General features: G+C 62.4%; 24 protein-coding genes and 2 pseudogenes. 12 read left to right on the top strand and 14 right to left on the bottom strand.

The window, feature by feature from the left end; all coding sequences use genetic code 11:
- Position 1: 1 nt before the first annotated feature.
- The 4 genes from ACRQ5Q_RS18720 to ACRQ5Q_RS18705 all read right to left on the bottom strand — a co-directional run bounded on the left by ACRQ5Q_RS18720 (position 2) and on the right by ACRQ5Q_RS18705 (position 2,732).
- On the bottom strand, positions 2-844 hold the full coding sequence (locus tag ACRQ5Q_RS18720) for a hypothetical protein (protein ID WP_439368712.1): 843 nt from the start codon (positions 842-844) through the stop codon (positions 2-4).
- Between the two features lie 205 nt (positions 845-1,049).
- Positions 1,050-1,541 carry an SRPBCC family protein gene (locus ACRQ5Q_RS18715; RefSeq protein ID WP_439368713.1) on the bottom strand — a complete coding sequence of 164 codons (492 nt, stop codon included), beginning with the start codon at positions 1,539-1,541 and terminating at the stop codon, positions 1,050-1,052.
- A complete protein-coding gene (locus ACRQ5Q_RS18710; RefSeq protein ID WP_439368714.1) occupies positions 1,541-1,924 on the bottom strand; it encodes an ArsR/SmtB family transcription factor in 384 nt (127 codons plus the stop codon). Before ACRQ5Q_RS18710 ends, ACRQ5Q_RS18715 begins: the two co-directional genes overlap by 1 nt.
- 103 nt (positions 1,925-2,027) lie before the next feature.
- Complete coding sequence (locus tag ACRQ5Q_RS18705) at positions 2,028-2,732, bottom strand: SDR family oxidoreductase (protein ID WP_439399422.1); 705 nt, start codon at positions 2,730-2,732, stop codon at positions 2,028-2,030.
- 108 nt (positions 2,733-2,840) lie between these two features.
- Between ACRQ5Q_RS18705 and ACRQ5Q_RS18700 the strand changes: the two genes are divergently transcribed.
- On the top strand, positions 2,841-3,680 hold the full coding sequence (locus ACRQ5Q_RS18700) for a GNAT family N-acetyltransferase (protein ID WP_439399829.1): 840 nt from the start codon (positions 2,841-2,843) through the stop codon (positions 3,678-3,680).
- 1 nt (position 3,681) lies between these two features.
- Here ACRQ5Q_RS18700 and ACRQ5Q_RS18695 read toward each other — a convergent pair whose 3' ends face one another.
- Entirely contained in the window at positions 3,682-4,152 is a 471-nt protein-coding gene (locus tag ACRQ5Q_RS18695) for a hypothetical protein (protein ID WP_439399420.1), read from the bottom strand.
- A gap of 1,198 nt (positions 4,153-5,350) precedes the next feature.
- On the opposite strand from ACRQ5Q_RS18695, the gene ACRQ5Q_RS18690 reads away from it, so the two are divergent.
- Positions 5,351-7,204, top strand: a complete 1,854-nt coding sequence (locus tag ACRQ5Q_RS18690) for an alkaline phosphatase family protein (RefSeq protein ID WP_439399418.1) — start codon at positions 5,351-5,353, stop codon at positions 7,202-7,204.
- A gap of 57 nt (positions 7,205-7,261) precedes the next feature.
- Here the strand turns inward: ACRQ5Q_RS18690 and ACRQ5Q_RS18685 are convergent, their stop codons facing one another.
- The gene (locus ACRQ5Q_RS18685) at positions 7,262-7,846 is read right to left on the bottom strand and encodes a hypothetical protein (protein WP_439368719.1); all 585 of its coding nucleotides are present in this window, start codon (positions 7,844-7,846) and stop codon (positions 7,262-7,264) included.
- Positions 7,847-8,238: 392 nt separating this feature from the next.
- On the opposite strand from ACRQ5Q_RS18685, the gene ACRQ5Q_RS18680 reads away from it, so the two are divergent.
- From ACRQ5Q_RS18680 to ACRQ5Q_RS18670, 3 genes are all read left to right on the top strand, one after another.
- Positions 8,239-8,898 (top strand): peroxiredoxin, encoded by a 660-nt coding sequence (locus ACRQ5Q_RS18680; RefSeq protein WP_439399416.1) that lies wholly within the window; start codon positions 8,239-8,241, stop codon positions 8,896-8,898.
- 197 nt (positions 8,899-9,095) lie between these two features.
- The gene (locus tag ACRQ5Q_RS18675) at positions 9,096-10,571 is read left to right on the top strand and encodes a cryptochrome/photolyase family protein (RefSeq protein ID WP_439399414.1); all 1,476 of its coding nucleotides are present in this window, start codon (positions 9,096-9,098) and stop codon (positions 10,569-10,571) included.
- A gap of 66 nt (positions 10,572-10,637) precedes the next feature.
- On the top strand, positions 10,638-10,925 hold the full coding sequence (locus ACRQ5Q_RS18670; RefSeq protein ID WP_439368722.1) for a histone: 288 nt from the start codon (positions 10,638-10,640) through the stop codon (positions 10,923-10,925).
- 61 nt (positions 10,926-10,986) lie between these two features.
- On the opposite strand, the gene ACRQ5Q_RS18665 is transcribed toward ACRQ5Q_RS18670, so the two are convergent.
- From ACRQ5Q_RS18665 to ACRQ5Q_RS18655, 3 genes are all read right to left on the bottom strand, one after another.
- Entirely contained in the window at positions 10,987-11,724 is a 738-nt protein-coding gene (locus ACRQ5Q_RS18665) for a hypothetical protein (RefSeq protein WP_439399413.1), read from the bottom strand.
- A 96-nt stretch (positions 11,725-11,820) separates the two neighbouring features.
- Entirely contained in the window at positions 11,821-12,693 is an 873-nt protein-coding gene (locus ACRQ5Q_RS18660; protein WP_439368724.1) for a DMT family transporter, read from the bottom strand.
- A gap of 94 nt (positions 12,694-12,787) precedes the next feature.
- Positions 12,788-13,234, bottom strand: coding sequence for a hypothetical protein (locus ACRQ5Q_RS18655; RefSeq protein WP_211413988.1), 447 nt, complete (start codon positions 13,232-13,234; stop codon positions 12,788-12,790).
- Between the two features lie 292 nt (positions 13,235-13,526).
- Here ACRQ5Q_RS18655 and ACRQ5Q_RS18650 point away from each other — a divergent pair, with 292 nt between their 5' ends.
- Positions 13,527-13,790 carry a hypothetical protein gene (locus ACRQ5Q_RS18650; protein WP_439368725.1) on the top strand — a complete coding sequence of 88 codons (264 nt, stop codon included), beginning with the start codon at positions 13,527-13,529 and terminating at the stop codon, positions 13,788-13,790.
- A gap of 30 nt (positions 13,791-13,820) precedes the next feature.
- On the opposite strand, the gene ACRQ5Q_RS18645 is transcribed toward ACRQ5Q_RS18650, so the two are convergent.
- Positions 13,821-14,282 (bottom strand): host attachment protein, encoded by a 462-nt coding sequence (locus ACRQ5Q_RS18645; RefSeq protein ID WP_439399411.1) that lies wholly within the window; start codon positions 14,280-14,282, stop codon positions 13,821-13,823.
- A gap of 320 nt (positions 14,283-14,602) precedes the next feature.
- On the opposite strand from ACRQ5Q_RS18645, the gene ACRQ5Q_RS18640 reads away from it, so the two are divergent.
- Together ACRQ5Q_RS18640 and ACRQ5Q_RS18635 are read left to right on the top strand one after the other, a co-directional pair.
- A complete protein-coding gene (locus ACRQ5Q_RS18640; RefSeq protein WP_439399409.1) occupies positions 14,603-14,872 on the top strand; it encodes a hypothetical protein in 270 nt (89 codons plus the stop codon).
- Between the two features lie 428 nt (positions 14,873-15,300).
- Positions 15,301-16,272, top strand: a complete 972-nt coding sequence (locus tag ACRQ5Q_RS18635; RefSeq protein WP_439368728.1) for a helix-turn-helix domain-containing protein — start codon at positions 15,301-15,303, stop codon at positions 16,270-16,272.
- A gap of 986 nt (positions 16,273-17,258) precedes the next feature.
- On the opposite strand, the gene ACRQ5Q_RS18630 is transcribed toward ACRQ5Q_RS18635, so the two are convergent.
- Positions 17,259-17,522, bottom strand: coding sequence for a DUF2786 domain-containing protein (locus ACRQ5Q_RS18630; RefSeq protein ID WP_439368731.1), 264 nt, complete (start codon positions 17,520-17,522; stop codon positions 17,259-17,261).
- 402 nt (positions 17,523-17,924) lie between these two features.
- On the opposite strand from ACRQ5Q_RS18630, the gene ACRQ5Q_RS18625 reads away from it, so the two are divergent.
- Both ACRQ5Q_RS18625 and ACRQ5Q_RS18620 read left to right on the top strand, forming a co-directional pair.
- A complete protein-coding gene (locus ACRQ5Q_RS18625) occupies positions 17,925-18,155 on the top strand; it encodes a hypothetical protein (protein ID WP_439399407.1) in 231 nt (76 codons plus the stop codon).
- Positions 18,156-18,242: 87 nt separating this feature from the next.
- Positions 18,243-18,485 (top strand): annotated as a pseudogene (locus ACRQ5Q_RS18620) (hypothetical protein); the annotation flags it as partial.
- A 746-nt stretch (positions 18,486-19,231) separates the two neighbouring features.
- Here ACRQ5Q_RS18620 and ACRQ5Q_RS18615 read toward each other — a convergent pair.
- A complete protein-coding gene (locus ACRQ5Q_RS18615) occupies positions 19,232-19,477 on the bottom strand; it encodes a hypothetical protein (RefSeq protein WP_439399405.1) in 246 nt (81 codons plus the stop codon).
- Between the two features lie 875 nt (positions 19,478-20,352).
- Here ACRQ5Q_RS18615 and ACRQ5Q_RS18610 point away from each other — a divergent pair.
- Positions 20,353-20,652 (top strand): hypothetical protein, encoded by a 300-nt coding sequence (locus ACRQ5Q_RS18610; RefSeq protein ID WP_439399403.1) that lies wholly within the window; start codon positions 20,353-20,355, stop codon positions 20,650-20,652.
- Positions 20,653-22,196: 1,544 nt separating this feature from the next.
- Here ACRQ5Q_RS18610 and ACRQ5Q_RS18605 read toward each other — a convergent pair.
- Positions 22,197-22,946 (bottom strand): Crp/Fnr family transcriptional regulator, encoded by a 750-nt coding sequence (locus ACRQ5Q_RS18605; RefSeq protein WP_439399401.1) that lies wholly within the window; start codon positions 22,944-22,946, stop codon positions 22,197-22,199.
- A gap of 279 nt (positions 22,947-23,225) precedes the next feature.
- The gene (locus ACRQ5Q_RS18600) at positions 23,226-23,543 is read right to left on the bottom strand and encodes a hypothetical protein (RefSeq protein ID WP_439399399.1); all 318 of its coding nucleotides are present in this window, start codon (positions 23,541-23,543) and stop codon (positions 23,226-23,228) included.
- 1,329 nt (positions 23,544-24,872) lie between these two features.
- Here ACRQ5Q_RS18600 and ACRQ5Q_RS18595 point away from each other — a divergent pair.
- Positions 24,873-25,157: pseudogene (locus tag ACRQ5Q_RS18595) on the top strand (hypothetical protein); the annotation flags it as partial.
- Positions 25,158-25,248: the final 91 nt, after the last annotated feature.

Genomic DNA, 25,248 nt, shown 5'->3' with positions numbered 1-25,248 from the left:
CTCAGGCGAGATAGCGCGTCAGATAGCCTTCCATCGCATAGAGCGCGCAGAGCGCGAGGCTCGACCACACTGCGGCGCTGAAATACAGGAACATCCAGGTCAGCTCGCCCTTCCAGTGCGCGATGTCGTGGGTCACCACCCAGCGCGTCGAGACGTCATGCAGGCCTTCGAGCAGGCCGAGAAACCTGTTGCCCTCAGCGTGCCCTGCGCGCCAGCGGCTGAGATACATCGGCACGTCGACGGTGACGAGGAAGGCGAGGAAGCAGGCGATGCCGACGATGCCCGACATCAGCGCCCAGCGCACCACGCCCTGGAATTCCGGCACCAGGCGGCACAGCGCGATTCCGGCAAGGAAGAAGGTCACCGCCCACAGCGAGTTTTCGATCGCGTTGTAGAGGAAGTTGGTCGTTACCACCGCGTACCAGGAGAAGCACTCCGCGATGATGATGATGGGCACGATCACGAGCGCGATGTTCACCGCGGTTTCCGCACCGGTCATTTGACCCAGCTGATGCAGGATGATCGCCCATTGCGCGACGAAGCAGAGCTCGGCCACGGTCGCAACGGTGCGGCCGACGACGACGCTGGAGAGCCAGGTGTCGAACAGGCAGATGCGCTGCACGTCCGCGCGCGGCAGCACGGATCTGAAGGCACAGCCGAACACGTAGCCGGCGCAGAGCAGGAACATCAGTCCGATGTCCGAGCCTCCACCGACGCTGCTCGCAACCGTCGGATAGAACTCGCGGTACAGCATGAACCAGACGAGGATGTTGGCGCCGCTCACAAGCGTCAGCGACCCCCACCACCATGCGAGGGGATTTGACCGCGCCCGCCACTGCAACATGATGAATCGCTCCGCTGTAATCGACGTGACATCTGGCGGTAGCAATTCTGTCATAATTCAGTAGCGCGACGCGACAGAAATCGATGTCATGATACTGTCATAATAGCGCTGCGCGCTGTCATGATCCCGAGAGCGGCTGCGTTCCTCCATTTCAAAGTTGATTCCGGGAGCGCCGATGCGGAGCCCCTGGAATCATACGACGGACTTACCTCTTCATCCCACCCAGATACGCCGCGAGCTTGTCCAGCGTCTGATAGCCGTATTCGACCGCGCCGAAGCCGATCATGCCATCGCGCTGCTCCGTGCTCGAGGCCAGTTGCCGCATCATCAGCACGGTCTTGCCATTGCTCTGCTCGGCGAAGGTGACGGTGAAGCGGAACATGCCGGGATCCTCGTCCTGGTCGACGCCGTGGTCCATCTCCATCAGCGACGGGCGCTCGATCCGCCGGAAACGCATGCGGTTCGGATAGACCGCGCCGTCGGGACCGATCATGTTGAAACGCCAGACGCCGCCGACGCGGACGTCGATCTCGAAGGTCTCGACCCTGAAGCCTTTCGGCCCGAACCATTGTGGCAGGTGCTTCGGGTCGGACCACGCCTCGAACACCAGATCGCGCGGCGCGTCGATTACGCGCGACATCACGATCTCGCGGTCGAGCGACCATTGCGAGAGGGCGGGATTGGCAGAATTCGTCATCACTCGGAACCTTTCTTCTTGGTTTTACGCGACGGCCGCTTGGCGGCCGCCCTCTCCTTCTTCAGCTTCATCACATAGGCTTCGAACCGGTCGAGCCGAGCCTCCCAGATCGCGCGCTGCTGCTGGAACCAGTCCTCTGCGCCGACAAGTGCGTCCGGGCTGAGCCGGCACGTGCGCACCCGGCCCGATTTCTCCGACTGCACCAGCCCGCTCGTCTCCAGCACGTGGATGTGTTTCATGAAACTCGGCAGCGCCATGTCGAAGGGATCGGCAAGCTCGCCGACCGACGCTTCGCCGGCGCACAGCCGCATCACGATCGCCCGCCGCGTGGGATCGGCGAGGGCTGCGAAGACGTGGTCGAGTCGGTCGAATTGGTTAGCCATGTAGCTAACTATAGACCTCGGACCCTGAATGTCAATGATTGTTAGCCTCTCGGCTAAGTTTAAAGCGCGTCGCGACAGGGTGCGGCGGAATCCGCGCGCCGTCTCAGACCGAGCGCGTCAGTCCGCCGTCGACTCGAATGTTCTGGCCGGTGATGTAAGCCGCACCGTCGGACGCCAGGAACGCGATCGTCGCCGCGATCTCCTCGACCTTGCCGTAGCGCTGCATCGGCACGCTGTCGCGGCGCGCATCGGTCTGCGGCAGGCTGTCGATCCAGCCCGGCAGCACGTTGTTCATGCGGATGTTGTCGGCGGCATGGGTGTCGGTGAAGATCTTCGTGAACGCGGCGAGCCCGGCGCGGAACACCGCGGAGGTCGGAAACATCGCGCTCGGCTCGAACGCCCAGGCGGTCGAGATGTTGATGATGGCCCCGGCCTTCTGCGCCTGCATTACCGGCGTCACCAGCCGGGTCGGACGGATCACGTTGAGCAGATAGGTGTCGAGGCCGGTGTGCCACTGCTCGTCGGTGATCTCCGTGATCGGCGCGCGCGGCCCGTGGCCCGCGCTGTTGACGAGCACGTCGATGCGTCCCCATTTGGCAAGCGCACCATCGAGGAGGCGCTTTAGATCGTCGTTCGACTTGTTGGAGCCGGTAATGCCGAGGCCGCCGAGCTCGGCCGCCAGCGCCTCGCCCTTGCCGGAGGACGACAGGATCGCGACGCGAAATCCGTCCGCCGCCAGCCGCCGCGCGGCCCCTGCCCCCATGCCGCTGCCGCCGGCGGTGACGAGTGCGACCTTCTCTGCTGCCATGACCGTTCATCCCTTGAGTTGAGTTGAGCCGAGCCCGAGGCCCGGCCTATCATGAAGCGCTTCTACCGCCGGACCGGCCGGCAGGTCCACCGCCCGAAGGCATCCGTCATGAGCGAATTGCAGATCCGCAACCTGCGCCCGGAGGAGATCTCGCTGGCCGTCGACTGGGCCGCGGCCGAAGGCTGGAATCCGGGCCTGTCGGATGCCACCTGCTTCGCGATTCCCGATGCGCAAGGCTTCCTCGTCGGCGAGATCGACGGCGCGCCGGTCGCGACCGTCTCCTGCGTCAATTACGATGACCGTTTCGCCTTTCTCGGCTTCTACATCGTGCGCTCCGACCTTCGCGGTGCGGGCCACGGCCTGCGCATCTGGAATGCGGCGATCGCGCATGCAGGCGGCCGCGTGATCGGGCTCGATGGCGTCGTCGCACAGCAGGACAATTACAAAAAGTCCGGCTTCCAGCTTGCTTATGCCAACATCCGCTACGGCGGGATCGTCGCCGCGCCGAAGCCGCCCGTCGGTGTCATCGCGCTCGACAAAGTCCCGTTCGCACTTGTCGAAGCCGACGATGCGACGGTCTTCCCGGCTGCACGCGCGGCCTTCCTGCGCGCCTGGATCAACACACAAGGTCACGTCGGCGCCGCGCTGATGCGCGACGGCAGGCTCGCGGCATGGGGCGTGATCCGGCCATGCCGGACGGGCTGCAAGATCGGCCCCCTCGTCGCCGACGATCGCGCGGCGGCGGAAGCGATCGTGCGGACCCTGCTGGCGAGTGCAGGCGGCGGCGAGATCTTCCTCGACACCCCCGCCGTCAATGGCCAGGCCATCGCACTGGCGGAAGGACTCGGCCTCGAGCCGGTGTTCGAGACGGCGCGAATGTACACGGGGCCGATCCCGCCGCTGCGGATCAACCGCGTCTTCGGCGTGACCAGCTTTGAACTCGGCTAGCTCAGTAGCAGCGCATGATGTTGACGGTGTGCTCGCCACCGCCACGGCCGGGCACCGTCACCTGCTCCGTCGGGCAGTTCGGCACATAGGGCCGGTCGGACGGCACCACGTTCGGCGGGAGGCGATGCGCCCAATCCCAGGGCACGTCATAGGTGTAGGTGTAGCGCACGTCGTTGGAGGGCGGCTGTCCGGCATCGAGGAAGGGCGGGCTGTACGTCGCACCGTCGTAGAGAAACCCGCCTCCGCCCGGCCAGTAGACGAAGGCATTGTTGCGGCGGTGGAAGCGCGCCCCCGGCGCGATCGGCGGACGCGCAGCAGTCGGCCGGACGGCAGCGCCAGCCACGGCCGGCGCGGCACCGGCCGGCCTGGCAAAACTGTCGCTGGGGCCAAGGAGCAGCGCGGCCGCGCTGAGCGAGGCAAATAGCGCCGCAAACGATCTGCCAAGGGCTCTGCGATGTGATCTGGACATCATGATACGCACCAACTCGTTTGGCTTCGCTGCTCCCCACCACACGCTAGGCCGGGCTGACGCCCGGCCGCAAACGTATAATTAATTGTTGGTTAAGGCACGCAATTAACGGGAAACAGGCTGCGGCAGAACGCCCGGAATTCCAGGTCAGGTTTCTGCGCTCGCGACAGCCCCGCGTCCGCTGCGGCGCGATCTCACCGGGAATCGGCCCGGCCCGGCCCGACGGTGAAGCCGGCACAGGCGCTGGCGTCTGATCCGCTTGTGCCGACCGCGCCGGAATAACCACAAGTCCTTGCGCAGCCCGGCGGGCGAAACACCCAAGCCCGGGGTCAAGGGACTGGCATCGAAATATTTCTCTTTATTCGAATTCGGATTTTTGTTAGAACTTGTTCACTCCGGCCCAAGGAAGAGGGGCGTATCGCGATCGTCACGAACGCGGGCCGGGCGGCGGTGGACGCAGATGGCGTTGGCGCGAAGAGCTTTGCAGGGCGGGAAACCGTGAGCGAAGTCGGCGCGCATACGACCGGTGCCTTCAGCGTACGGCAAAATCGTGTGGTCCTGACGCCCGGGGTCTGTGCGTCAAGTCTTGCGGTGATGTTGCGGCCCGACCGGGCCCGCGCATCAGTCATCTACAAGGCGACGGGGCAATAGTGCATCGCTCCCCGGGGAGATCACGACATAAGCCGTAAAACCACTGCGCAGGGAAGGCCGGATGTTTGGCTACACCTGTATGCCGCTGTGCAAATTCTTTGTTGCCACCTTTCGCACAGTGGACCGTGGGTGCCCGGCCGGCACCCGGTCTTCCCTGCACCCTCTTTCGCTGGGGGCAGCCAAGCAAAGCTCGGGGCGAAATGCGCCGCGAGGATGCGAAGGTATGTCTGCGAATGGCAATGCGAATTGAACAAGCGATGCTGCCACCACGTCATTGCGAGGAGCCCTTGCGACGAAGCAGCCCAGAGTCCCTCCGGAGGCACTCTGGATTGCTTCGCTGCGCTCGCAATGACGATGTGGATGCAGGTGTGCGCGAAAACTTGGGTCTCGCGACCCGGACGCTGTGCGCTGCGTCCCGTCCGGGACACGGCAGGCCCCATCCCCTTGGATCGACAACAGGCCCTTGTAACAAAACCGTCATGCAGCAAAACTAAACGATTGCCGGGGGCCGCGGTCGGCGGCCATGCCGCCTCACCGCCAGGAGACTTCCATGCGCCGCTCACTGCTGTTGCTGTCCGCCGGACTGACAGTGCTGTCCACCGGACTTGCTTCCGCCCAGAACAATACCCCGCGCAACCTGATCCTGTTCATTCCGGACGGTCTGCGTGCCCTGAAAGTCACCCCTGACACGGCCCCCGCGATGGCCGAGCTCCGCGACAAGGGCGTCAACTTCAAGAACCCGCATTCGCTGTTCCCGACCTTCACCATGGCCAACGGGTCGGCGATGTCGACCGGCCATTATCTCGGCGACACCGGCGTGTTCTCCAATACGATCTGGACCAACTACACCTCGGTCCCGGCCGGTGACACCGTGGTCCCCTTCATCGAGAACGATGCCGTGCTCGGCGACATCGACGAGCATTTCAAGGGCGACTATCTCAACGAAGAGACCATTCTGAAGATGGCCCGCGACAAGGGCTACAGCACCGCCGCGCTGGGCAAGCATGGTCCGACCTACCAGTTCGACCACACCGACAAGCCCGAGAAGGCGGGCCTGCATTCGATCGTGTTCGACGACGCCACCGGCGGCAAGAACGGCGTCGCGCTCTCGGACGAAGTGATGGCGGCGCTGACCAAGGCCGGCCTGCCCCTCGCCACGCCGCCGCGCGGCGACAATTCCAAGGCGGGCGATGCCAAGACGCCGGGCACCACGGTCGCCAATGTCGCGCAGCAGGCCTATTTCGCCGATGTCGCCACGAAGGTGGTGCTGCCGATGTTCAAGGCGCGCAACAAGCCGTTCGTGCTGGTGTTCTGGTCGCGCGATCCCGACGGCAGCCAGCACAACACCGGCGACAGCCTCAACCAGATCCTGCCCGGCATCAACGGGCCGACCTCGATGGCCGGCATCAAGAACGCCGACAGCAACCTCGCCCAGCTCCGCAAGGCGCTCGAGGAGCTCGGCCTTGCCGCCTCGACCAACATCATCGTCTCGGCCGATCACGGCTTCTCGACCATCTCCAAGGAGAGCAAGACCAGCCCTTCGGCCAAGGTCAGCTATGACGATACGCCGAAGGACTTCCTGCCGATGGGCTTCCTGGCGCTGGACCTTGCGAAAGCACTCGACCTGCCGCTGTTCGATCCCAACGACAAGAATGCGAAGATCGAGGGCAACAAGCATCCCAAGGCCGGCAACGGCGTGCTCGGCAAGGATCCGGAAAAGCCCGACCTCGTCGTCGCCACCAATGGCGGCTCGGACCTGATCTATCTCCCGAGCAAGGACAAAAGGCTGGCGGCGAAAACCATCAAGGCCCTGCTCGAGCAGGATTACGTTTCCGGCCTGTTCGTCGAGGACTCGCTCGGCCGCTTCCCCGGCACCCTGCCGCTGTCTAGCATCAATCTGCGCGGCAAGTCGGCGACGCCGACGCCGTCGATCGTCGTCAACTTCCGCTCCTATGCCAGCGATTGCGGCGAGGCGCCGACCAACTGCTCGGTGCAGGTCGCCGACACCGTGCTGCGTCAAGGCCAGGGCATGCATGGCAGCTTCAGCCGCGGCGACACCATGAACTTCATGGCCGCGATCGGTCCGGACTTCAAAGCCGGCTTCGTCGACCAGCTGCCGGTCAGCAATGCCGACGTGGGCATGACTGCCGCGCAGCTCATGGGCCTGAGCGGCGCACATAACGGGGGCCTGGTCGGCCGGGTGATGTCGGAGGCCCTGCCCAACGGCATCGTGCCGAAAGCGTACAAGGCGGTTGAGAAATCCAAGATGTCCGAGAACGGCCTTCAGACCGTGCTCAACGTCCAGCGCGTCGGCAGCCAGCGCTATTTCGACGCCGCCGGCTTCCCGGGCCGCACGCTGGGCCTCGAGCTCGAGGCCGGCAAACAAAAAACGGCGGGGAAATAACCCCGCCGCTTCGCTCGCGCCCCGCAAGGGGCGCGAAAATCCTACATGCCCGGAACCTTACATCCCAATGTCGAACACGTTCGGCAATTGGCCCGCCAGGGGCAGCGCGGTGGCGCCGAGGAACGTCGCCACCATCGCCATCAGGCGGCGGTTGTTCTGGCGCTTGCCGCGCATCTGGCCGGCGATCCATTCCAGCATCTCGCTGTTGACCTTGGAGGCGTAGGACGGCGCCCAGCTCTCGATCTCGGCATCGGCCGAGAGCGCGACGCTGCGCGGCGGCACTTTCAGGCCCGACGCGCTTGCGGCGTAATGGGCAACGGCCTTGGCGAGCAAATCGTCGAAGCGGCCGCCATCGGTGCGCTCGGTCGCGGCCTCGTTGATCTCGAACAGGACTTCGGCTTCAGCGCGGCTGACCGGCTGGTCGTTGACGGCGTTCGCGGTCAGGATACGGGCGCACCAGGCGGTGTCATCGGCATCGAGCGAGCGGGAAAAGTGGACCCGGCCCTTGGTGGTCGGGCCTTCGCCCGTGATCACGCCGTCGCGCACGATGGAGAGTGCATGGGCCGCGGTATCGCGGCAGGACGGTTCGAGGGACGGCGACTCACCGGACTTATCAACGGATTTGGGCGCAGCGGCAGACATAGTTCACTTCCAGATTTCTTCTGATAGGCCAGCATTTTCATGCCGGCGTAAAGGGGTGGTTAATGATTCGATACGGGGATCACGACTTTTCTCAATGGTTGCCGATTAGTCGTTACGAGGACCATCTCGGTTCCGGAGAGCGTCGGGCGAGCGTGATGCGGGTCATAAAAGGCTTTATCGGGGCAATCGAGACCGCGTGGCCCCGGTGGAGATGTTTCGCCGCACGTGCGGCTGTAACAGAAAAGTGCTAGGAGATCGGCTCTTCAGAGAAGAAATTCACATTTTACTTCAAGCGGTTCAGTCAGCGTTCACTTAAGCCTGCCAAGCCCCTATAGTGGCGGCAACGGCCCGAGAAAAATTATCCAGTAGATTCAATAAGATGAGGTAGAACCATGACACTTCCGATCGGCACCACCGCCCCCGACTTCGAAGCCGAGACCACCGAAGGGAAGATCAAGTTCCACGACTGGATCGGCAACAGCTGGGCCCTCCTGTTTTCGCACCCGAAGGACTTCACGCCGGTTTGTACGACCGAGCTCGGCACGCTCGCCAAGCTGAAGCCGGAATTCGACAAGCGCGGCGTCAAGCTGATCGGCCTCTCGGTCGATCCGATCGATCGCCATGCCAAATGGGCCGAGGACATCAAGGAGACGCAGGGCGCCGCGCCGAACTATCCCTTGATCGGTGACACCGACTTCAACGTCTCGAAGCTCTACGAGATGCTGCCGGCCTCGACCTCGGGCGATCCCCTCACCCGCACCCCGGCCGACAACCAGACCGTCCGCAACGTCTTCATCATCGGACCTGACAAGAAGATCAAGCTGGTGCTGGTCTATCCGATGACCACGGGCCGGAACTTCCAGGAGATCCTGCGCGTCATCGACTCGCTCCAGCTCACCGCCAAGCACCGCGTCGCGACCCCGGCCGACTGGACGCAGGGCGAGGACGTCATCATCGCGGGCTCGGTCTCCAACGACGAGGCCAAGACGATCTTCCCGCAGGGCTGGAAGGAGCCGAAGCCTTACATCCGCATCGTGCCGCAGCCCAAATAGGCCAACGTCATCCCGGGGCGCGCAATGCGCGAACCCGGAATCCCGAGATCCCACGGTGCGCAAATTGCGCACCTGAGGTCTGGTCGTTCGGACCATCCCGGGATGACTGCGTCGAATTACGCCGCGCGCACGCGGTCGAGAAAGCTGTCGACCTCGGCTTTCAGGTGCAGACGACGGTTCACAGCGCCGCGAGTGGCATGCTTTCCAAATCGCAAACGAGGTCCCGCCTGACCACGCCAAGCTCGCCGCCCATCATCGTCTGGTTTCGCGAAGACCTTCGCCTGTCCGACCATCCCGCCCTGAACGCCGCCGCGAAATCCGGCGCGCCGCTGATCTGCCTCTACGTCCTCGACGACACGATCGGACGCGCCCCGGGCGGCGCGGCGCGCTGGTGGCTGGCGCAATCGCTGCGAACGCTGAGCACCGAGATCGCCGCGCGTGGCGGATCGTTGATCCTGCGCCGGGGAGCTGCCGTCAGGCTCATCCCCGATCTGGCGCGCGAGAGCGGCGCCCGCGCCGTTTACTGGAACGGGATCGCGCAGGCTCCGCATCAGGCGGTTGAGCAGCAGCTCGAAGCTGCGCTTTCAAAGCTCGGCGTGGCCTCGCAAAGCTTCCCCGGCGATCTCCTGGTTTCGCCCTCGGCGATCCGCAACAAGGAAGGCCGCGGCCTGCGCGTGTTCACGCCATTCTGGCGGCGGGTACTGTCGCTGGGCGACCCGCCAAAGCCTCTGCCCGCGCCGAAGGAGCTGGGTCCGGGCGAGAAGATCGCGAGCGAGGCACCGGAGAGCTGGAAGCTCGAGCCGAGCAAGCCCGATTGGGCCGGCGGCCTGCGCGAGACATGGACGCCGGGCGAGGCCTCGGCTCGCACGCGCCTGCGCGATTTCCTCGAGCACACCGCCCGGACTTATATCAGCGACCGCGACCGTCCGGACCGCAATGGCACCTCAGGCCTTTCGCCGCATTTGCGGTTCGGCGAGCTCAGCCCGCGACAGGTCTTTCACGCCGCGCGGTTCGCCGCGGCCGAGGATGCGGCGCTCGGGCCCGGCGTCGAAAAATTCCTGACCGAGCTCGGCTGGCGCGAGTTCTGCCGGCACCTCCTCCACGATCATCCGAACCTCGCCACCGACAATCTGCAAACGAATTTCGACGGCTTCCCCTGGAAGCCGGACAGAAAGGCGCTTGCCGCCTGGCACCGCGGGGCTACCGGCTATCCGATCGTCGATGCGGGCCTGCGCGAGCTTTGGCACACCGGCGTGATGCACAACAGGGTGCGGATGGTGGTGGCGTCCGTCCTGGTCAAGCATCTCCTGATCGACTGGCGCAACGGCGAAGCCTGGTTCTGGGACACGCTGGTCGATGCTGATGCCGGCAGCAATCCCGCCAACTGGCAATGGGTCGCCGGCTGCGGCGCCGACGCCGCGCCCTATTTCCGCGTGTTCAATCCACAGCTGCAGGGCGAGAAGTTCGATCCTGACGGGGCCTATGTCCGGCGCTGGGTGCCGGAGCTGAAAGCCCTGCCGGCGAAGTTGATCCACCAGCCCTGGCAGGCGACGCCGATCGAGCTGGCGAGCGCCGGCATCACGCTCGGCAAAACCTATCCGCGACCGATCATCGATCATGCAAGGGGACGCGAGCGGGCGCTCGCTGCCTACGCAAAGATCCGCAAAGGTTGAGCGTTGCTTTGACACAATTAGGAAACCCGCTATCGTCATCACACCATACAAACCGTGGGGGACGATATGGACGACGAGAAGCCGATCACCGAGCAGACGATGGAGACGATAACCAACGCCGTTGAAGCGACGAAGGATGCCGCAGTTACCGCCGTCAAGAAGGTGAAGAAAGCCGCCAGGAAGGTCGCGAAGAAAGTCGCACCGAAGAAGGCAAAGAAGGCCAAGACCTCTTCGAAGAAGGCCGCCAAGAAGTCGTCGAAGAAGGCGGCCAAGAAGAGCGGGAAGAAGGCGGTGAAGAAGTCCGCGAAAAGAGGCGCCAAGAAGAAAAAGAAGGCCGGGAAGTCCAAGCGCTGAGCGCAGCACTCAGGGCAGGTCTCCGGGTGCGGGCGCGCCCGGAGATGGCTCCCCTCCACCCTCACTTTTTGGCGGCGCGCCGGCCCGGGTGATGCTCGCCTTGCGGATCTCGGAATTCGCTGCGATGACCGCGCCGGTCCTCGCGATTGAAGCGCCGCCGCTTTGCCGGCGAGCCGAACGCCTTGACCACCTTCCTGCCGTTGACCTTCTTGATGACGTAGCCTCCCTCGGTCATCGAGAAGGGCTCCTTCAGCGTCCCCTTGTGGTCGAACTTGGTGCCGCGCGGATGCTGGAACGGCTCGAACCAGGACGGATAGACGAAGTTCGACATCTCGAAACGGCCGACGCGGAAGGAGTCCTCCTCCACGGCGTCGCAGACCTCATAGGCGTATTGGGTGTTCGGGTTCTTGTCGGCCCAGAGATTGGCCATCGGGTCGAGCACCATCTCGAACAGCTCATGCGAGGCCGCCACGCTGAGCGGCTCATCGCCCAGCGCCTTGACGAAGATCTTCGAGATCGGCTGACCGCGATGGGTCAGCTCGTGGCGGCCCAGCATCTTCTTGTGCGAGGCGTCGTCGAAATAGACGAGTTGCCAGTCGGTCGGCCTCGGCTTCCGGGTGACGTAAAGGTCGACAGGATAGCCCCATATCGGGAGGAAATGCCTGTCGTAGCATTTTTGCAGTGCCGCGGTGAGCTCGGCCATTTTGCGGCCGCTGATCGACTCCTCCGCGTAGTTGATGCAGGCAATGCGGACCGGCTTCAGGGACCGGCCAAGCAGCGCGGGTCTGGCCTTCTTCATGGAAATCACCCCGTGAAAGGGAAAGCTGAAATGCAGCCAGCCTAGCACGCCGCTCCGCGCACGTCAGGGATGTATTCCGCCGCCGCGCCTGCCCGACTAGAACCGCCGGTTGACCACGAACACCGCGGCTGCGCACATCGCCATGCCCGCGATTGCCAGCCCATCGAGTTTTTCGCCGAACAGCAGATAGGCCATCAGCGCGGTCACCGCGGGCACGAGGTAGAACAGGCTCGCCACCGACGTCGCCGCAGCGTGGCGGATCAGCCAGTACAGCAGCCCGATCGATCCGATCGAGAGCGCGACCGCGAGCCAGGCCAGCGCGAGCACGAACTCCCGCGTCCAGTGCACCACGCGGTCCTCGAACAGGAAGGCGCCGATCGCGAAGAAGATGGTGACGGCGACGTATTGCACGAGATTGCCGGCGCGCCAGTCGATGTGATTGCAGTAGCGGCGCTGATACAGCGTGCCGAGCGTGATGGAGATCAGCGAGACCACCGATGCAAGCCAGCCGAGCCCGGCCTCCCCTGTCATCGGACGGTTGTGCAGGATCATCACCACGCCGCCGAGACCGAGCAAGAGGCCGCCCCATTGCACCGGCGTCACCTTTTCGCCGAGCCAGCGGTTGGCGATGGTCGAGGTCAGGATCGGCTGAAGGCCCGGAATGAGCGCGGAGAGCCCGGCCGGAATCGAATGCGCGATCGCGATCGCGGTGCCTCCGAGATAGAAGCCATGGACGAGGATGCCGGCGACCGCGCTGTGCGCGATGCCAATCCGGTCAGGCCATTTCGGCCGGGCAATGCCTGCGATGATTACCATCAGGCCGACCACGATCGCCATGCGGATCGCGAGATAGGTCAAGGGATCGGCGTTGTTGACGACGTATTTGGTGCCAATGAATCCGGTGCTCCAGAGCAGCACGAACAGGATCGGCGCGGCGCGGGCGGTCAGGGCTTCTTGATTATGGTTCATTGCCGCCTCATTGCCCCATGGGGGCCTATGCGGCAATGCGAATTTCTTGGCCGGCGATGCTGCGCTGCGACGGACGGCGGCTCAGCTCAGCCGCTCACCATTCTTCCGGGCAGGGATCGATGATCTTCCAGAGCTCGACACCGTTCTTGATCTTCTTCATGTCGGTGGTGAGCCCGCCATTGCGGCGGATCCAGTCCTTCACCGTGTCGGGGTAGTAGGACATCAGGTCGGACGTCCCCTCCGCGCTGGTGACCTTGATGCCGAAGGTGAAGGCCTTGTCGTAATAGGCCTGGTGGAAGCCGAGGCTGGCCCGGGGGGTCACACAGATCTTGTTCATCGGCACCATACCGAGCACAAGCGTGCAGGCCGAGTTGCAGATGCCGTCGATGATGACGCGCTCGCCCTTCTCGCGGACGCGCTTATACTTGGCCTTGTACTCCTCGACATAGCCCCCGTGGTCGCGGGTGATGTGCAGTTCGGCTCGCGCCGGCGTCGTGGCGGCGAAGCAGAGCAACAGCAGGCTCAGAAGCGTGATGCGCATGGCAAGGTGACGGTGAAACCTTCAGGAATGGACCGGCCTCGAAGGACCCCCAAAGGGCCGGAAACAGGATTCTAAACCGAAGTCTCTTTGGTCATAGTTGTGTGGGGAATTCGTTAAGCATCCCGAAAAGGCCAAAAATGGGCAGCCTTCGCCCTCACTTCCGGGCAATTCTGTCACACTCACTCCGGAATCTACGGGTTTGGCTCCGATTTGAGGCCTGCGGACGGGTGTCCTCACCGCTCGAAATGGCTATAAACGGCTAGCCTATTCGCGCGGGTTCCGGAGAATCGAGATGAGCAAGTTGAAGCTTGTAGCCGCAGTTGCCGCCCTGTCAGCCGCAATCCTGACCCCTGGCTTTGCGGAGGCACGGGGACACCACCGGTATCACCGCTATTACACCAACCCGCTGCCCTACCCGATCAGCTACCTGCACAATTACGGCCCGGGCCTCACCCCCGGGACCTTCGCCTATTACGACGGGCCTGCGACCAACCACTGCTACCAGAGCTCGGCCACCTATATCGGCCAGGACCGCCGCCGGCACCCCTGCTACTGAGAGACACCGGCGCGTCCGCTGCGGGCGCCCCTATTTCGCGGCGCCCGACCGCAACAACTGCCTCTCGATCTCATAGACGGGCAGCTTGACGAGGTCCTTGCCTACCTCGCCGTGAAGTGCCTTGCGCACCACGTCGGAATAGTCCGCGCGGATCATGCCGAGCGCCCGTGGCGAGGCCACCATGGTCAGGGCCGAGGTCTCGCCCGAGCTGACGGCGGCGTCGAGCCGGCCGGCGAGGCTGCGCAGGAAAGCGCGCTCGGCCTCGTCGTGCCAATCGGTCTGCTCGACCGAGCTGCGTGCGCCGCCGGCCGCGCCGTGCAGCCGGCCCGGCGCATCGCTTCCTTGTGCGCTGGTCGACGGATTGGGCTGCTCATGCACCTCCCTGGTGTGGAGGTTCGGAAACATCTCGTCGCCGAGGTTTTCCAAAATGAGCGCCTTGCGCCCATCGCAAACGACCAGCCAGTCACCCTTCTCAATTCTCATCTTGTCCATTGCACAGCTCCAAACAACAGTGGGCTCCGGACCGATGCGAACCGCCGGACGCGCTTCGCATTCCGCGAAGGACTGCCCACGGCGACGAAACTAGGGACGAAGCCGCCGGCGCGACTTGCGCAGGATCAAGGATCGTGGCGGTGTCAGGCAAGACAGGCGCAGCATGGCCAGTAGCGCAAAGCTCAGGTAGTCTGATGGAGCTGGATCAGGCCCGCGGCGGAGTGGCTGAAGATCTGTTCATCAGCATTACATTTCGGTTCCGCCACAATTTGATCAGAACAACTTCGATATCCTGTATTGCGTAAGCGGAGGAAGATATCATGAAGCTTAAGATTGGCCTCGTCGTCGCGTCCATGTTCGGTGCCCTTGCGGCATCGCCGGCGGCGTCCGCCATGCCCGTCGCGCCTGTACCTGTCGTCCCTGAGGTCTCCAACGTCGAGCAGGTCCGCATGGTCTGCGACGCCTGGGGCCGCTGCTGGTGGCGTCCGAACTATTATGGCCCGCGGCCGTATTACGGGCCCCGCTATTATGGGTATGGGCCCCGGGTCTACGGACCACGCTATGGATACTACGGCTACCGCCGCTGGTGATCAGAAGGGGCCCCCGGGGCCCCTTCGCTTTTGCGAGATCGCCCGTTCGGCGGACTATTCCAAAACTGATCTGGATCAAAGTGGAAATCCGCGGCGCCATTCTACGCCGATGGCCGATTTGATCGTTTTTCGCTGCCCCCAGACGGGCATGAACGTGCAGACGCATCTGGAAAAGCAGCAGCGCCCCGAAGGGCGGAGCTTCGAGTCCGTCGCCTGTTCCGCTTGCACGCGCCTTCATTTCATCGACCTCCCGTCCGGGCAATCAATGAGGCGGGACTGTTGATGGTGGCAATGATCAGACGACGTCATGGCATGATGTCCGCAATACTACGGCCCGGAATCCGATTTACTGAAGCGGAGTGTTTCGCCATTGATGGCAATGTACTGGCGTTCATTTCATTGTCACATTGCAGCAGTCGGCCAGACGCATGTTCGACGCCCTCGTCCCGTCCTCCGCGCTTCAGCTGATCGGCTTTGCCGATGTCGATGCCTTCCGGCCTATCGAGTCGATGGAGGATGCGAGAAGCATTCCGCTCGACGTCCAGAACTTCGCGGCCGCCCGCGCCGTCGTCTCCCTGCCGGCATGCCGCATCATCGTGATGCGGTCCTTCGCGCGCATCCTCGACACCGCCTATCGGATGCCCGGCGGCATGGTGATCCTGCCCATGACCGACGACCTTCAGGTCAATTCCAGAGGCATGGATCTCGACGCCCGCTTTTTCGTGGCGCTCCGCGGCAACGACGAGTGTCATTTCGTCGAGCCCCGGACCAATCATTATGCGATGATCATCCTCTCGCCCGGCGTGAAAGACCGGGGCTGGTTCGATCACGCCGACGATTTGCGAGCCTATGTCGCCAACCGGGCCGCCCTGCTCCATACGCGCCAGCTTGTGCTCGACATCCTGCGAACCGCGTCGGTGCAGCCGTTCCTGTTCGAGACCACCGAGGCCGCCGCCCATCTCCAGGAAGGCCTGCTGCTCGCGCTCGACGATCTGTTTCGGATCGCTGGAGGCCCCGACCGGAGCACCTCGGTCCAGGGCGGCCGGTCGACCAGGCTGGTGCAGCGGATCGATGACTACGTGGCGGCCTATCCGACCGCTCCGATCTACACGGCCGATCTCGCCGGCGAGTTCGGCGTCTCGATCCGGACGCTCAGCGGGGCCGTCAGCAAGGTGCGCGGCATGAGCCTACACCAGTACATTCGGTTGAAACGACTGTGGGCGACCCGGGCCCGGCTCCTGAAGGGCGGCGGTGCTACCGTCGCCACCTGCGCGCGCGCCCAGGGCTTCCACCACATGGGCGAGTTCGCGGCGGCCTACCGTGCGACCTTCCACGAGTCCCCCTCGGACACGCTGGCGCGCGGGCGGCAGAGCCGGGTTTCGGCAGGCCGAGGCTGCTAGATTCGAACCAGCGTGATTTCAATGACTTAAGTTGACTATGTTGCAACGGTGCTGCTGGCGGCACGAAGCCATTTTCCTGGCGGCTCGAAGCATGCCTGAAACAAAGCAGGCCTAGCGTTTCATTATTGGACGAAGGGGGATTGCCATGTGGGCATTCATTGACAGTCTGTACCGCGAGTTTTGCCTGGCCCGGCTCCAGGAGATGAGGAAGCTCGAATCGACGCTGTAATAGCGGCGGCCTTCCGGCTCCGTCATCAGCCTGTGGCATAGCCGTTGCATCCTAAACGCCAACTGGGATTTCAGTGCTCAGTTTGAAAATAGGCGGTGCCGAGACACGTATTTCGAGCTCGGCACCGCTCTTTTCGGGGCTCAAAGGATCGGGACTTAGCTCATGGCTTACGACGCAGCCACGGTGCAAATGCTTCGTGATGTTCTCGACGAAGCTCTCTCGAGCCCGACGTTTACCCTTCAGCGTCAGAGGACTGCAGTAGAGGTCGCCGAGCGCGTGCTTAAGCTCGCTGCCCAGGGAGAGCGTCACCCCGAGAATATCAAGCGGCACCTGAGGAACGAGTTTCTTTTCTTACCGCGGATATCCAGCGGCACTGAGAGACCCGCTCGCAGGTCGCCTCGGCCGCAGCTCGCGCACGTCGCGTGTCACTGCGCGTGTGAGCGGCGTCACTTTCCTCGCTGCTACCCAGTCCATTGCCGCGCCACTCGCGAACCAAGAAGGACGACCTTGCAGCTATGCGGGTGGCCCGGTCGATTCCACGAATCGGTGGCGGTCGAGCAGTCGATGTACTCGTGGTAATCGGGATTACCGACTATTCGCGTGCGCTGGGTTGGCGTGCCGGGGCCGACTCGCGTGTCGCTTGGTGGCGTGCTCGGCGTGTCGACTCGCGCCGAGTGCGCCGCGTGGCTTGGTGGTTGGCTCGTCGTGCCCGGGTTGCTCCTGCCGACGAACCAGCAGAGAATCAGCAGAACGAGGATCACGGCCCCGCCAACCTTCGGAGCCAGACGCCGACCGCAATCCAGATGCCGACGATGCGGCCGCGTTGCACAGCCATGCCAGCCTCCTCTGCCGTCCGCTGCCGATAGAGTAGGCTCAGATCGCCCTCGTCCATCCCATACTTGGTCATGAGTTCGGCGATCTTGGCGGCGGCGGATGCCGCCTCCTCCAGCGTGCAGCCTGCGCCGGTCGTCATCTTCCGCAGCTTCTTGATCCTGGCTTTCGCTAGCTCCCTGCCGATCATTTAAACTTCCCCCTGGAGGACTTGCCGGTGGTGGTGCGTGCCTCACCGGCAAATTGATCCCACCACGTCACGATCTCCTCCCACTCGGGCGGATTCCATGTCGCGAGGGCGTCCTCGGAGGAGAGCGGTTTTCACAAGTCGACCATGTTGGGGATGATGACTGACCTAACCAACTGGATCACGATGAAGAGCGCAAGGATTCGGATGCGCGCTTTTACACGCCGCGCTGGGATGGTCCCTTGCTATTACACGCCAAACATTTGTTAAGATAGGCCAAAGTGCCGCGCCCGAAGCGCGGTACGATGGCTCCGAATCCGAGGCAGGCCGATGGTCGCGAGATTCAGCACGCTTGAGGTGCGTGGCGGCCCTTCGTTAAGGGCATGAAAAAGACCGGCGGCCGCGGTGAATGTCCAGAGCAAAGCGATCAAGGAGATGATTGCCGCCGCGGCGCGTGGGCTGGGCGGGCCGCCCCGACTGATTGAATGGGCCAAGGAGGACCCGAAAAACGAGTACGCGTTCTGGGTCCATATCTGCCCGAGGTTACTGCCGCTGCAAATCGCGGGCTCGGGTGCCAACGGCGAACTCGAGCTCAGCGTCAAGGTCGGCGGCGGCGGCCGGTCTTACGCTACCTGAGCCGGTGCTGAACGATGCCGGGGAGCCTGTCGTCAACAACGCCGGGCAACCGGTCATGCGAGAGGTGGCCAAGTACGGCCGCACTCTCTCCTTCACGCCTGCGCGTCCCTCTGGATCGAGAACGGCATGAACCCGAAGCGTATTCAGATCCTCATGGGCCACAGCACGATCCAGATGACCTTCGACACCTATGGGCATCTCTTTCACGATGTGGAGGCCGACCAGAATGCTGCAGAGGATATTCAAGCCGGGCTTTTGGGGTCGTCCAGAGAGCGACGCAACTGTTCGCTGTTTGATTTCGACCCTCAGTATGGAGGAGGCCGCCAATGAGCGGCCCCCTTTAAACGCGCTGGTTATGACTTACCAGTGGTGATGCCGCCAGCCGTAGTGATGACCGCGGCCTCTGCCCCATCCGTAGTGATGGCCTCGCCCGCCATGATGGCCCCAGCCGTGGCCGCCGCCATGACCATGACCGCCTTTAACTTGTATAACTTCGCTATCCGAGTTTCCCAGCGCACTTGGCGACGCCGCCGGCATCGCTGACGCTGATACGATTGAAGATAGAACGAGGGTGCTGGCAGCAAACCCACTAAGCAGTAGCCGCTTCATCTGACATTTTTCTCCGATGTGGCGCCGCATTGGCGACCGAAGTAGTCAAGCTGGACGAAGATTCGAAGTTCCCCCTTCGGCCGGGAAAACTTGGCAATAACCGGCTGCCTTGAGCGCGCCTGCTCGCAAGAGCAGACCGCGAATTGCCATCTCGCGCCCGTGTTGCGTGGAGTGATTGGTAGTCGTTAGTAACCCGTTGATTTCGTTCGTATCGATTTGCAGCAACGCGCAACACGAAAAGAGCCGGCAGAACGAATCTGGTGCGGCATCAGTCATCCAGCGAATGGCTGGCGCGCTCGGAGAGATTCGAACTCCCGACCCTCGGAATCGAAATCCTTTTCGCCATCAATGAAATCAACTACTTACCGGGGCCGTGTTGCGCTGGTGTCGCAAGGAGGGCCCGCCGTTTCGCGGGCCTTTTGTTTTGAGAACCGGCAGGCCGGCCCAATGTCCAAACCTGGGTTCGTTTAGTTCGCCCAGGTAGTCGGCACGTTCTCCAGCGCAGCCAAGGGCTCGCCGCCATCACTGAGGATGACTTGGGCGGCCTGGAATGCTGCATCAGCCGACAGTGCGAGCTTGACCACGGCAACCTGCTCTTTGCTGCCGTCGCTGCTGGGCACGGTGATCACGAATACGAGCCTCCGGTTCGGCCCAATGCGCTCAACGCGCGCCAGCGCCTCGCGGTGGCTGCACCAGCCGCCGCGGCCAGCCATTTGGAAAATTGCCGCCGCGTAGTAGGTATCTGCTTAGCCTCATGGGCCCTTCGCGCTATGGATGACATGGCGCAGGATCTGCAGAAGATGGCCCCGAGAGGGAAAAATGAGCGAACTGGCCGGGCTGCTTCAGACGTCGGGGCCTGGCCATTGGCTGATAGCCGCAGGCGGCATCTTGGTAGTTCTCGGCGCATTGGGCCTGCTGATCCGGCGCTCTCGCCGGACTGGCTCTTGAAATCGAAGACGACGTGACGCCCGATGTGGAAGGATAGTCTGGGGAAGGATGATCACATGAGGACGCCCCTGATTCTTGCCGCCGCCATCCTCGGCTTTTCAGCATCTGCCCTCGCTCAAACCGCGGCACCCAAGGCGCCCGCGGCGCCCAAAGCCCGCGCGGCCAAGCCGCAGAAGCAGCCACCGAACCCGATGGGCTGTAAGCTCGTGGGAACGGTGAAGGGGACCAAGCTTTGGGCGGGCGATTGTGTCACACCGTCAGGACTCAGGGGCACCACACCTGCCCCCGAATCCGACGCGCCGGAAACGCCTCCCGAAGCACCTGACAAACAGTAGGCAATCGAGAGGCTGAAGGGGCGAAGGAAATATGAGCGGCTCCGAGCTACCGCTCATTGCCAGGGCTCCTGCCGGTGAGTGAATTCCACACGCTAAGGAACCGGCGTGAGCTCCGATCCAGAAGCGCCCATCGACTCCACGGCTGCCCGATACTAAAATTCCGGACGAAAATAGCGGGACTGCGGATATGCATTGGTGGATCTATCTAAGCGTCGTGATCGTCTTTAGCGCGGCCGTGGTGTTGACCGAAGCGCGCCGACGTCGGGCCGACAGGCTGCACGACGAGCAGGTCAATCGGAAGATTAATGAGCGTCTCGAAGGTATGGATTTGCGCCGACGCCAAGTGGACGAGGTCCGGTTGGCACCGACTCGCAGGACCGGCCGGGAACACCTATCTTCCGACCATGCCGAAATTCGAGTTCTGCCAACCCACGGTCGGGAAGATGGTTCCGGCGGGGCCCGAATGGCATCGTGAGCTGAAATTGACCGCGCAAAAGATCACGTTTGCCGAAATGCGCGAGATGGGTGTCCGAGGCATCATCGTTTTCTGCGCCGATTATCGCTGTGGCCACAGCGTTGCCTTGAATGCCCGATCAATGGGCTGATGATGTGCGCCTATCGGATATCGAGGGGCGGTTCATCTGCCAGTCTTGCGGCAGACGGGGTGCCGATGTCCGACCGGATTTTGAGAGCGGTAAGCCGCCAATGGCAGTGGCCCCACGACCTGATCGGTAGTTTCCCGACTCCGTTCGTTCCTTGAGGCCTCGACCTTGGCGATCAGCTCGGAAGATCCAGGGCCGCCCGGCACGGCAGATTTAACTTTAATAAAGATTCCGGTTCCAACGGATCGGGCCTAAATGACTGCGCGTTGTCGGGGCGGCAGGAGGTGCGCACATCCGAGGAAGCAGTGCAAACTTTGCCGACGGTGCCCCCATGGCGAAACAACTTCCGCGTCAAGATTACAATGTGACCGCTTTGAGACCAGAGGACTGCAGGGCGATTTGCGAGGAGATCGGCGAACGCCTTCGGCATAGCCTCGCGCGCGACACTTCGCCGGTGCCAACGCGTCTGCGAAAGTTGATCGATCGAGTGGCCGCGTTGGAAGGCGCCGCGCCTCCACTCATACCCAACTGCGAGGGCGAACCACCAGCCCCCAGCCGTGAGCGCTCGAAGCGCTGGCGTGCGTCCAGGTGGTTCCACCGGGGTGCAAAGCTATGAAATGGATGTTGGTAGTGCTGGTTGGCGGCGTGTAGTCCCCGGACTACATTCCGCCGCTGTGGTCTCCTTCAGAGGAACCCCGCTGTCGAGCCGTCGTTGCATTTGGCTGGCTATGCCCGAGCCGGCGGAGCGGCCCCGGCCCATACCCCCCGTTAGTTGCGAGCTGGGGCCGTCTCTTCGCCCGGTACTATCGTATTTTATTTGCTAGCAACCAATCGCTGAAAGGTGCATTGTTCCTGCATCACCGGTTGAGGCTATGCCGTAGGCGTCGGTGGCTGAGAGACCAAGCGCGCTCCCGCCTGCAAGGCAAAGGGAGCTGCAATGCCAGACAACCCCCACATTTTTCGCGTCCATGGACACGCCGCCGAACTCGCGGAGCAGAATGGGTTTATGCGCGATCTCGTCAGAAGGGCGATGGACATCCTTCGGTCTCCCGCCCCCGATACTTTCCTGGGCCGGAAGACGCAGGAACCGTTCCCGGCAGAAGACCCGCTGGAGCGCCCTGATATTCAGAATCTTATCCACAGCGAGCTACAGCCGCCTAGAGAGTAAGAACTCGCATGCCGCCGAACCCGGATTTGCTTGCTTTTGAGCAGACCACATCGGCCCCAGCCTGGAGGTTTTCCGGATCGAAACGAGCTGGGAACGAGGGGTCTGCCGCCGCAAACACAGCTTCATCCCACAAATGATCCCGGGAGGATTCACATTTGTGAATCCGCCTCAAAACAAAAGCCCCAGCCCGCGGGGGAGCGAGCTGGAGCTTAGTCGTCGCCAACTGTCTTGCCGAGGGAGGACACGCAAGACTCGTCGTTTGAACTGGCCCCAAGGGCGCTCGTTCCTAACGAGCGACGGGCGCGATTCGCCTTGGCGCCGAATGTTGCCTATCTTGGACTCCGGTCACTGGAGTTCTCGCGTATGGCCTCGCCGTCCATCATTCCGAACGATGATGCGAAACGTTCGGCGAGCGCATTGTCAGCTCCTCGTCATACATCCGTTTGATCCTCTGGCGCATCACGCCGTAACACTCACAAGCAACATCCTCGAGCCGCGCTCGGTGGACCGCCAACACGCCCCGTCGCTCCGATATGATGCAGCCGATTTCCCGAAGTTTACGCATTGTTAGAGTAACGGTCGTTCGCCGCACCCCGATAAGTTGTGCGAGCGCCTCTTGCGTCAATCGAATCTCCCCGTTTGCGACACGATCATGAATCTCGAGCAACCATCGAGCCATACGGCACTCCGCCGAGTGCACAGCGTTGCAGGCGGCCACGTTCTGAAGCTGTAGCAATTGAGTGCGGAGATGGAGGCGCAGCACACGCTTAATGGCGCCGCTTTGCTCAAAAGCTTGTTGTAATCGTAAAACCGGAACCTGGAGCGCAGCTCCGGCCACATAGGCAGTTGCTGTGACGGGCGAGTGCGAGGGACTAAGAACAGAGAAAGCACCGACCGCGCCTTCCGAGCCCATGAGAGTGGACGCCACAATGTGTCCGTCCGACATCTCAACCAAGAACGCTAAGATCCCGCTGATAGGAAAATAGACCTGTTTGAGCTCATCACCGGTTCGCACCAACACAGCGTGAGACTCGAACGATATCTTCTGAACGTGAGGCTCAAGCAGGTCGAGATCCGCTGGGGGCAAAGCCGCTAAAAGTCCATTCCCGAGGCTAGTCTGGAGCGCCATCGCGGAAGTCCCTAGAGCAGGCAGAAGCACCCAGAGCCTCAAACCAGCATTCGAGGGGATGTTCCAAATTTTCTCAACAACCCCACGGCGCGACGCAGTCGGCCACCGCTTCCGCCGTGCAGCGGTGCCTTTGGTGTTAGTGCTCCTGAATTGGCCAACTCGGACGAGCCTTCCAGGGCGTGCACTCATAAATCCGGGATGTCCGCTTGCTTCCAACAGCGGCGGCGAAGCGGACATTGCACGGGAGCGGGAAGGCGAAACCGGAGAAAGCGAATACGGTTAGCCACCGGCCATCAGTAGCAAATGTTGTATAGAGGTGGGAATCTTCTCCCCTTCGTCTCTGCGCTGCTTCAACTCAGCAGCGATCTCGGCTGTGATATTGCGCGACCATCCCTCGGCGGTGTTGAAGGCAACGATGCGCACTGGGCGGCTGTAAACTTCGTGCAAGAGGTCGCGGATCAGCATCTCGCGATAGGTACCCTCATCATCATCCGTCTCGCGCCAGGCCCGGCCCACCCATATCCCGTAGGCGTCCAGTAGTACGAGGTACATGTCATGGTCCGCATCTTGCGGCACCATCGATGGCGAGCGATGCATGATCTTTCTCCGAGTCATTTAGGATGCATCGGAACCGGCTGACATTTGCTGAGTGTCTGCTCGCATCTGTTCCCAAGACCAGATGCCCAAGCAAGGCCCAAGCCGGGCGCCCCTACACCATACGGACGCGGCAATATGCTGATCGTTCCAAAGTTGCCTCAGTTGAAATTCATTGGATCATAGCTGATGGGGGCACGACGAAAGACATGCTCGAACATCTCGCGACCTTGCAGTCCAAAGCAAAGGACCGCTATTTTTTGACAGCGACCCTCACGCTGCCGGTTCAATGATTCTGAAATGAAATGCCTTCGCCAACCCAGCATTACCGATTTCTCCGACGCTCCCGGTTCCGCCTATAACGAATGTGAATCGATGTCCCAAATCTGCAACACGGCACCGACCAGACGGGCCCAGCCCGAGCGTGTTTTTTCCGGATCGAAAATGAGCTGGGAACGCAGGTCAAGAACCGCAGACATCCTGCGATGTATCGCGTCATGGATGCGCTCTCGTGATGCGCGCAGCCTAACGGGCGCGTCGTCTGCTGGCCGATTAAAACAAAAGCTTGGCAGACATCAGCAAGAGATCTCCGTCATCTGTACTAATAGGCCCGCTGGGGAGGGCTTTTTGTAGGAGAGGCGTGCATATGCGTACCCTGCCAGAGTGGGTATTTCATGCGGTGACTTGGTCGTTAGCGGCCAGCGGCCTGATAACGATTGCTCATATGGTCCCTTGGCGAGGAATTTATTGAGAGCCGGAACAGCGGAAAGCCGCTCAGCGGGCTGCTGAGGTGGGCTCGATGGCGTAAGAAAACAAATCGTTGGCACGCAATCACAAGACTGGCCATCGATTGCTCTCTAAGTGTCAGTTGCGATGCTCGCCTGCCTGCTCTCAGCGCCGAGCGTGTTGCGGCGGATCGTCGGCGGGCCCTGGTATCTCCCAAAAGGTGCGTCTGGGCCGTTCGCTTTTTTTGGACATCTCCCGAGTCCGCGTTGTCATGCAACAGGTATTGACCGCATCATTATTGACGGCAGCGGCACTTTGCGCGGCGGGTGCGCTGGTCTTGGCTTATCTGCATTGGACCCAAAGGCAACGTGACAAGAAGGGCAAGCCGATAGACGAGATCCTGATCCGTCCCCGGCCAGGCGAAGAAAGGCATCTAACGCAGAAAATCGACGGGGGCTCCCACCAAGCGGGCGAGCAATTCAGTCGGCTTTGCGAGAGCATCAAGGACCTACCTCCGAAAGAGCAGGCAAGCCGCGTGCAGGTGCACTTCGGAGTGTTCGGAGGAGTGCGGACCACAAAGGGCCGAAGTCGAACGGACAAGCGGCCATGACTCACCTCCCTAACCCCAATCCCGTTCGTGCCGGCCCAGGTCCTGAAGAACGACTGCGCAATCTACAGCGTCGTTTCCGAGCCGTATCAGAGCGTCACAATCACCGATGCTATCACGTTGGCATAATCGCAGTGTTGGGCGCGATCGTCGCTTTTGAGGCAACTTGGGTGCTGAGTTCTAGCCCCTGGCCGGTCACGACAACACTCAGACATATCGCGTCGGCCCCCAACTGTGATTTTGCCCGCCTGGTCGGCTTGGCACCTGCCAGATGGGGAGAGCCCGGCTATTGGAAGCACCATGATCGCGACGGGGATGGAGTTGCGTGCGAGCCATGGCCGCCACGGCGAGGGCGACCTGGATGACGTCGGCCTC

Source organism: Bradyrhizobium sp. PMVTL-01, assembly GCF_051861855.1.
In the GTDB taxonomy this organism is placed as follows: domain Bacteria; phylum Pseudomonadota; class Alphaproteobacteria; order Rhizobiales; family Xanthobacteraceae; genus Bradyrhizobium.
Note: the sequence above shows the minus strand (reverse complement) of the source record. Positions and strands in the feature narration are given on the sequence as shown.

What these genes read in the sequence shown, in the direction of transcription:
- ACRQ5Q_RS18655 (WP_211413988.1), bottom strand. Translation starts at nt 13,234, where the DNA reads ATGCGCATCACGCTTCTGAGCCTGCTGTTGCTCTGCTTCGCCGCCACG.
- ACRQ5Q_RS18645 (WP_439399411.1), bottom strand. Translation starts at nt 14,282, where the DNA reads ATGGACAAGATGAGAATTGAGAAGGGTGACTGGCTGGTCGTTTGCGAT.
- ACRQ5Q_RS18640 (WP_439399409.1), top strand. Translation starts at nt 14,603, where the DNA reads ATGAAGCTTAAGATTGGCCTCGTCGTCGCGTCCATGTTCGGTGCCCTT.
- ACRQ5Q_RS18710 (WP_439368714.1), bottom strand. Translation starts at nt 1,924, where the DNA reads ATGGCTAACCAATTCGACCGACTCGACCACGTCTTCGCAGCCCTCGCC.
- ACRQ5Q_RS18670 (WP_439368722.1), top strand. Translation starts at nt 10,638, where the DNA reads ATGGACGACGAGAAGCCGATCACCGAGCAGACGATGGAGACGATAACC.
- ACRQ5Q_RS18615 (WP_439399405.1), bottom strand. Translation starts at nt 19,477, where the DNA reads ATGGCTGGCCGCGGCGGCTGGTGCAGCCACCGCGAGGCGCTGGCGCGC.
- ACRQ5Q_RS18635 (WP_439368728.1), top strand. Translation starts at nt 15,301, where the DNA reads ATGTTCGACGCCCTCGTCCCGTCCTCCGCGCTTCAGCTGATCGGCTTT.
- ACRQ5Q_RS18630 (WP_439368731.1), bottom strand. Translation starts at nt 17,522, where the DNA reads ATGATCGGCAGGGAGCTAGCGAAAGCCAGGATCAAGAAGCTGCGGAAG.
- ACRQ5Q_RS18695 (WP_439399420.1), bottom strand. Translation starts at nt 4,152, where the DNA reads ATGATGTCCAGATCACATCGCAGAGCCCTTGGCAGATCGTTTGCGGCG.
- ACRQ5Q_RS18685 (WP_439368719.1), bottom strand. Translation starts at nt 7,846, where the DNA reads ATGTCTGCCGCTGCGCCCAAATCCGTTGATAAGTCCGGTGAGTCGCCG.
- ACRQ5Q_RS18600 (WP_439399399.1), bottom strand. Translation starts at nt 23,543, where the DNA reads ATGCATCGCTCGCCATCGATGGTGCCGCAAGATGCGGACCATGACATG.
- ACRQ5Q_RS18705 (WP_439399422.1), bottom strand. Translation starts at nt 2,732, where the DNA reads ATGGCAGCAGAGAAGGTCGCACTCGTCACCGCCGGCGGCAGCGGCATG.
- ACRQ5Q_RS18650 (WP_439368725.1), top strand. Translation starts at nt 13,527, where the DNA reads ATGAGCAAGTTGAAGCTTGTAGCCGCAGTTGCCGCCCTGTCAGCCGCA.
- ACRQ5Q_RS18680 (WP_439399416.1), top strand. Translation starts at nt 8,239, where the DNA reads ATGACACTTCCGATCGGCACCACCGCCCCCGACTTCGAAGCCGAGACC.
- ACRQ5Q_RS18700 (WP_439399829.1), top strand. Translation starts at nt 2,841, where the DNA reads ATGAGCGAATTGCAGATCCGCAACCTGCGCCCGGAGGAGATCTCGCTG.
- ACRQ5Q_RS18675 (WP_439399414.1), top strand. Translation starts at nt 9,096, where the DNA reads ATGCTTTCCAAATCGCAAACGAGGTCCCGCCTGACCACGCCAAGCTCG.
- ACRQ5Q_RS18660 (WP_439368724.1), bottom strand. Translation starts at nt 12,693, where the DNA reads ATGAACCATAATCAAGAAGCCCTGACCGCCCGCGCCGCGCCGATCCTG.
- ACRQ5Q_RS18720 (WP_439368712.1), bottom strand. Translation starts at nt 844, where the DNA reads ATGTTGCAGTGGCGGGCGCGGTCAAATCCCCTCGCATGGTGGTGGGGG.
- ACRQ5Q_RS18610 (WP_439399403.1), top strand. Translation starts at nt 20,353, where the DNA reads ATGAGCGTCTCGAAGGTATGGATTTGCGCCGACGCCAAGTGGACGAGG.
- ACRQ5Q_RS18665 (WP_439399413.1), bottom strand. Translation starts at nt 11,724, where the DNA reads ATGAAGAAGGCCAGACCCGCGCTGCTTGGCCGGTCCCTGAAGCCGGTC.
- ACRQ5Q_RS18715 (WP_439368713.1), bottom strand. Translation starts at nt 1,541, where the DNA reads ATGACGAATTCTGCCAATCCCGCCCTCTCGCAATGGTCGCTCGACCGC.
- ACRQ5Q_RS18690 (WP_439399418.1), top strand. Translation starts at nt 5,351, where the DNA reads ATGCGCCGCTCACTGCTGTTGCTGTCCGCCGGACTGACAGTGCTGTCC.
- ACRQ5Q_RS18605 (WP_439399401.1), bottom strand. Translation starts at nt 22,946, where the DNA reads ATGGCGCTCCAGACTAGCCTCGGGAATGGACTTTTAGCGGCTTTGCCC.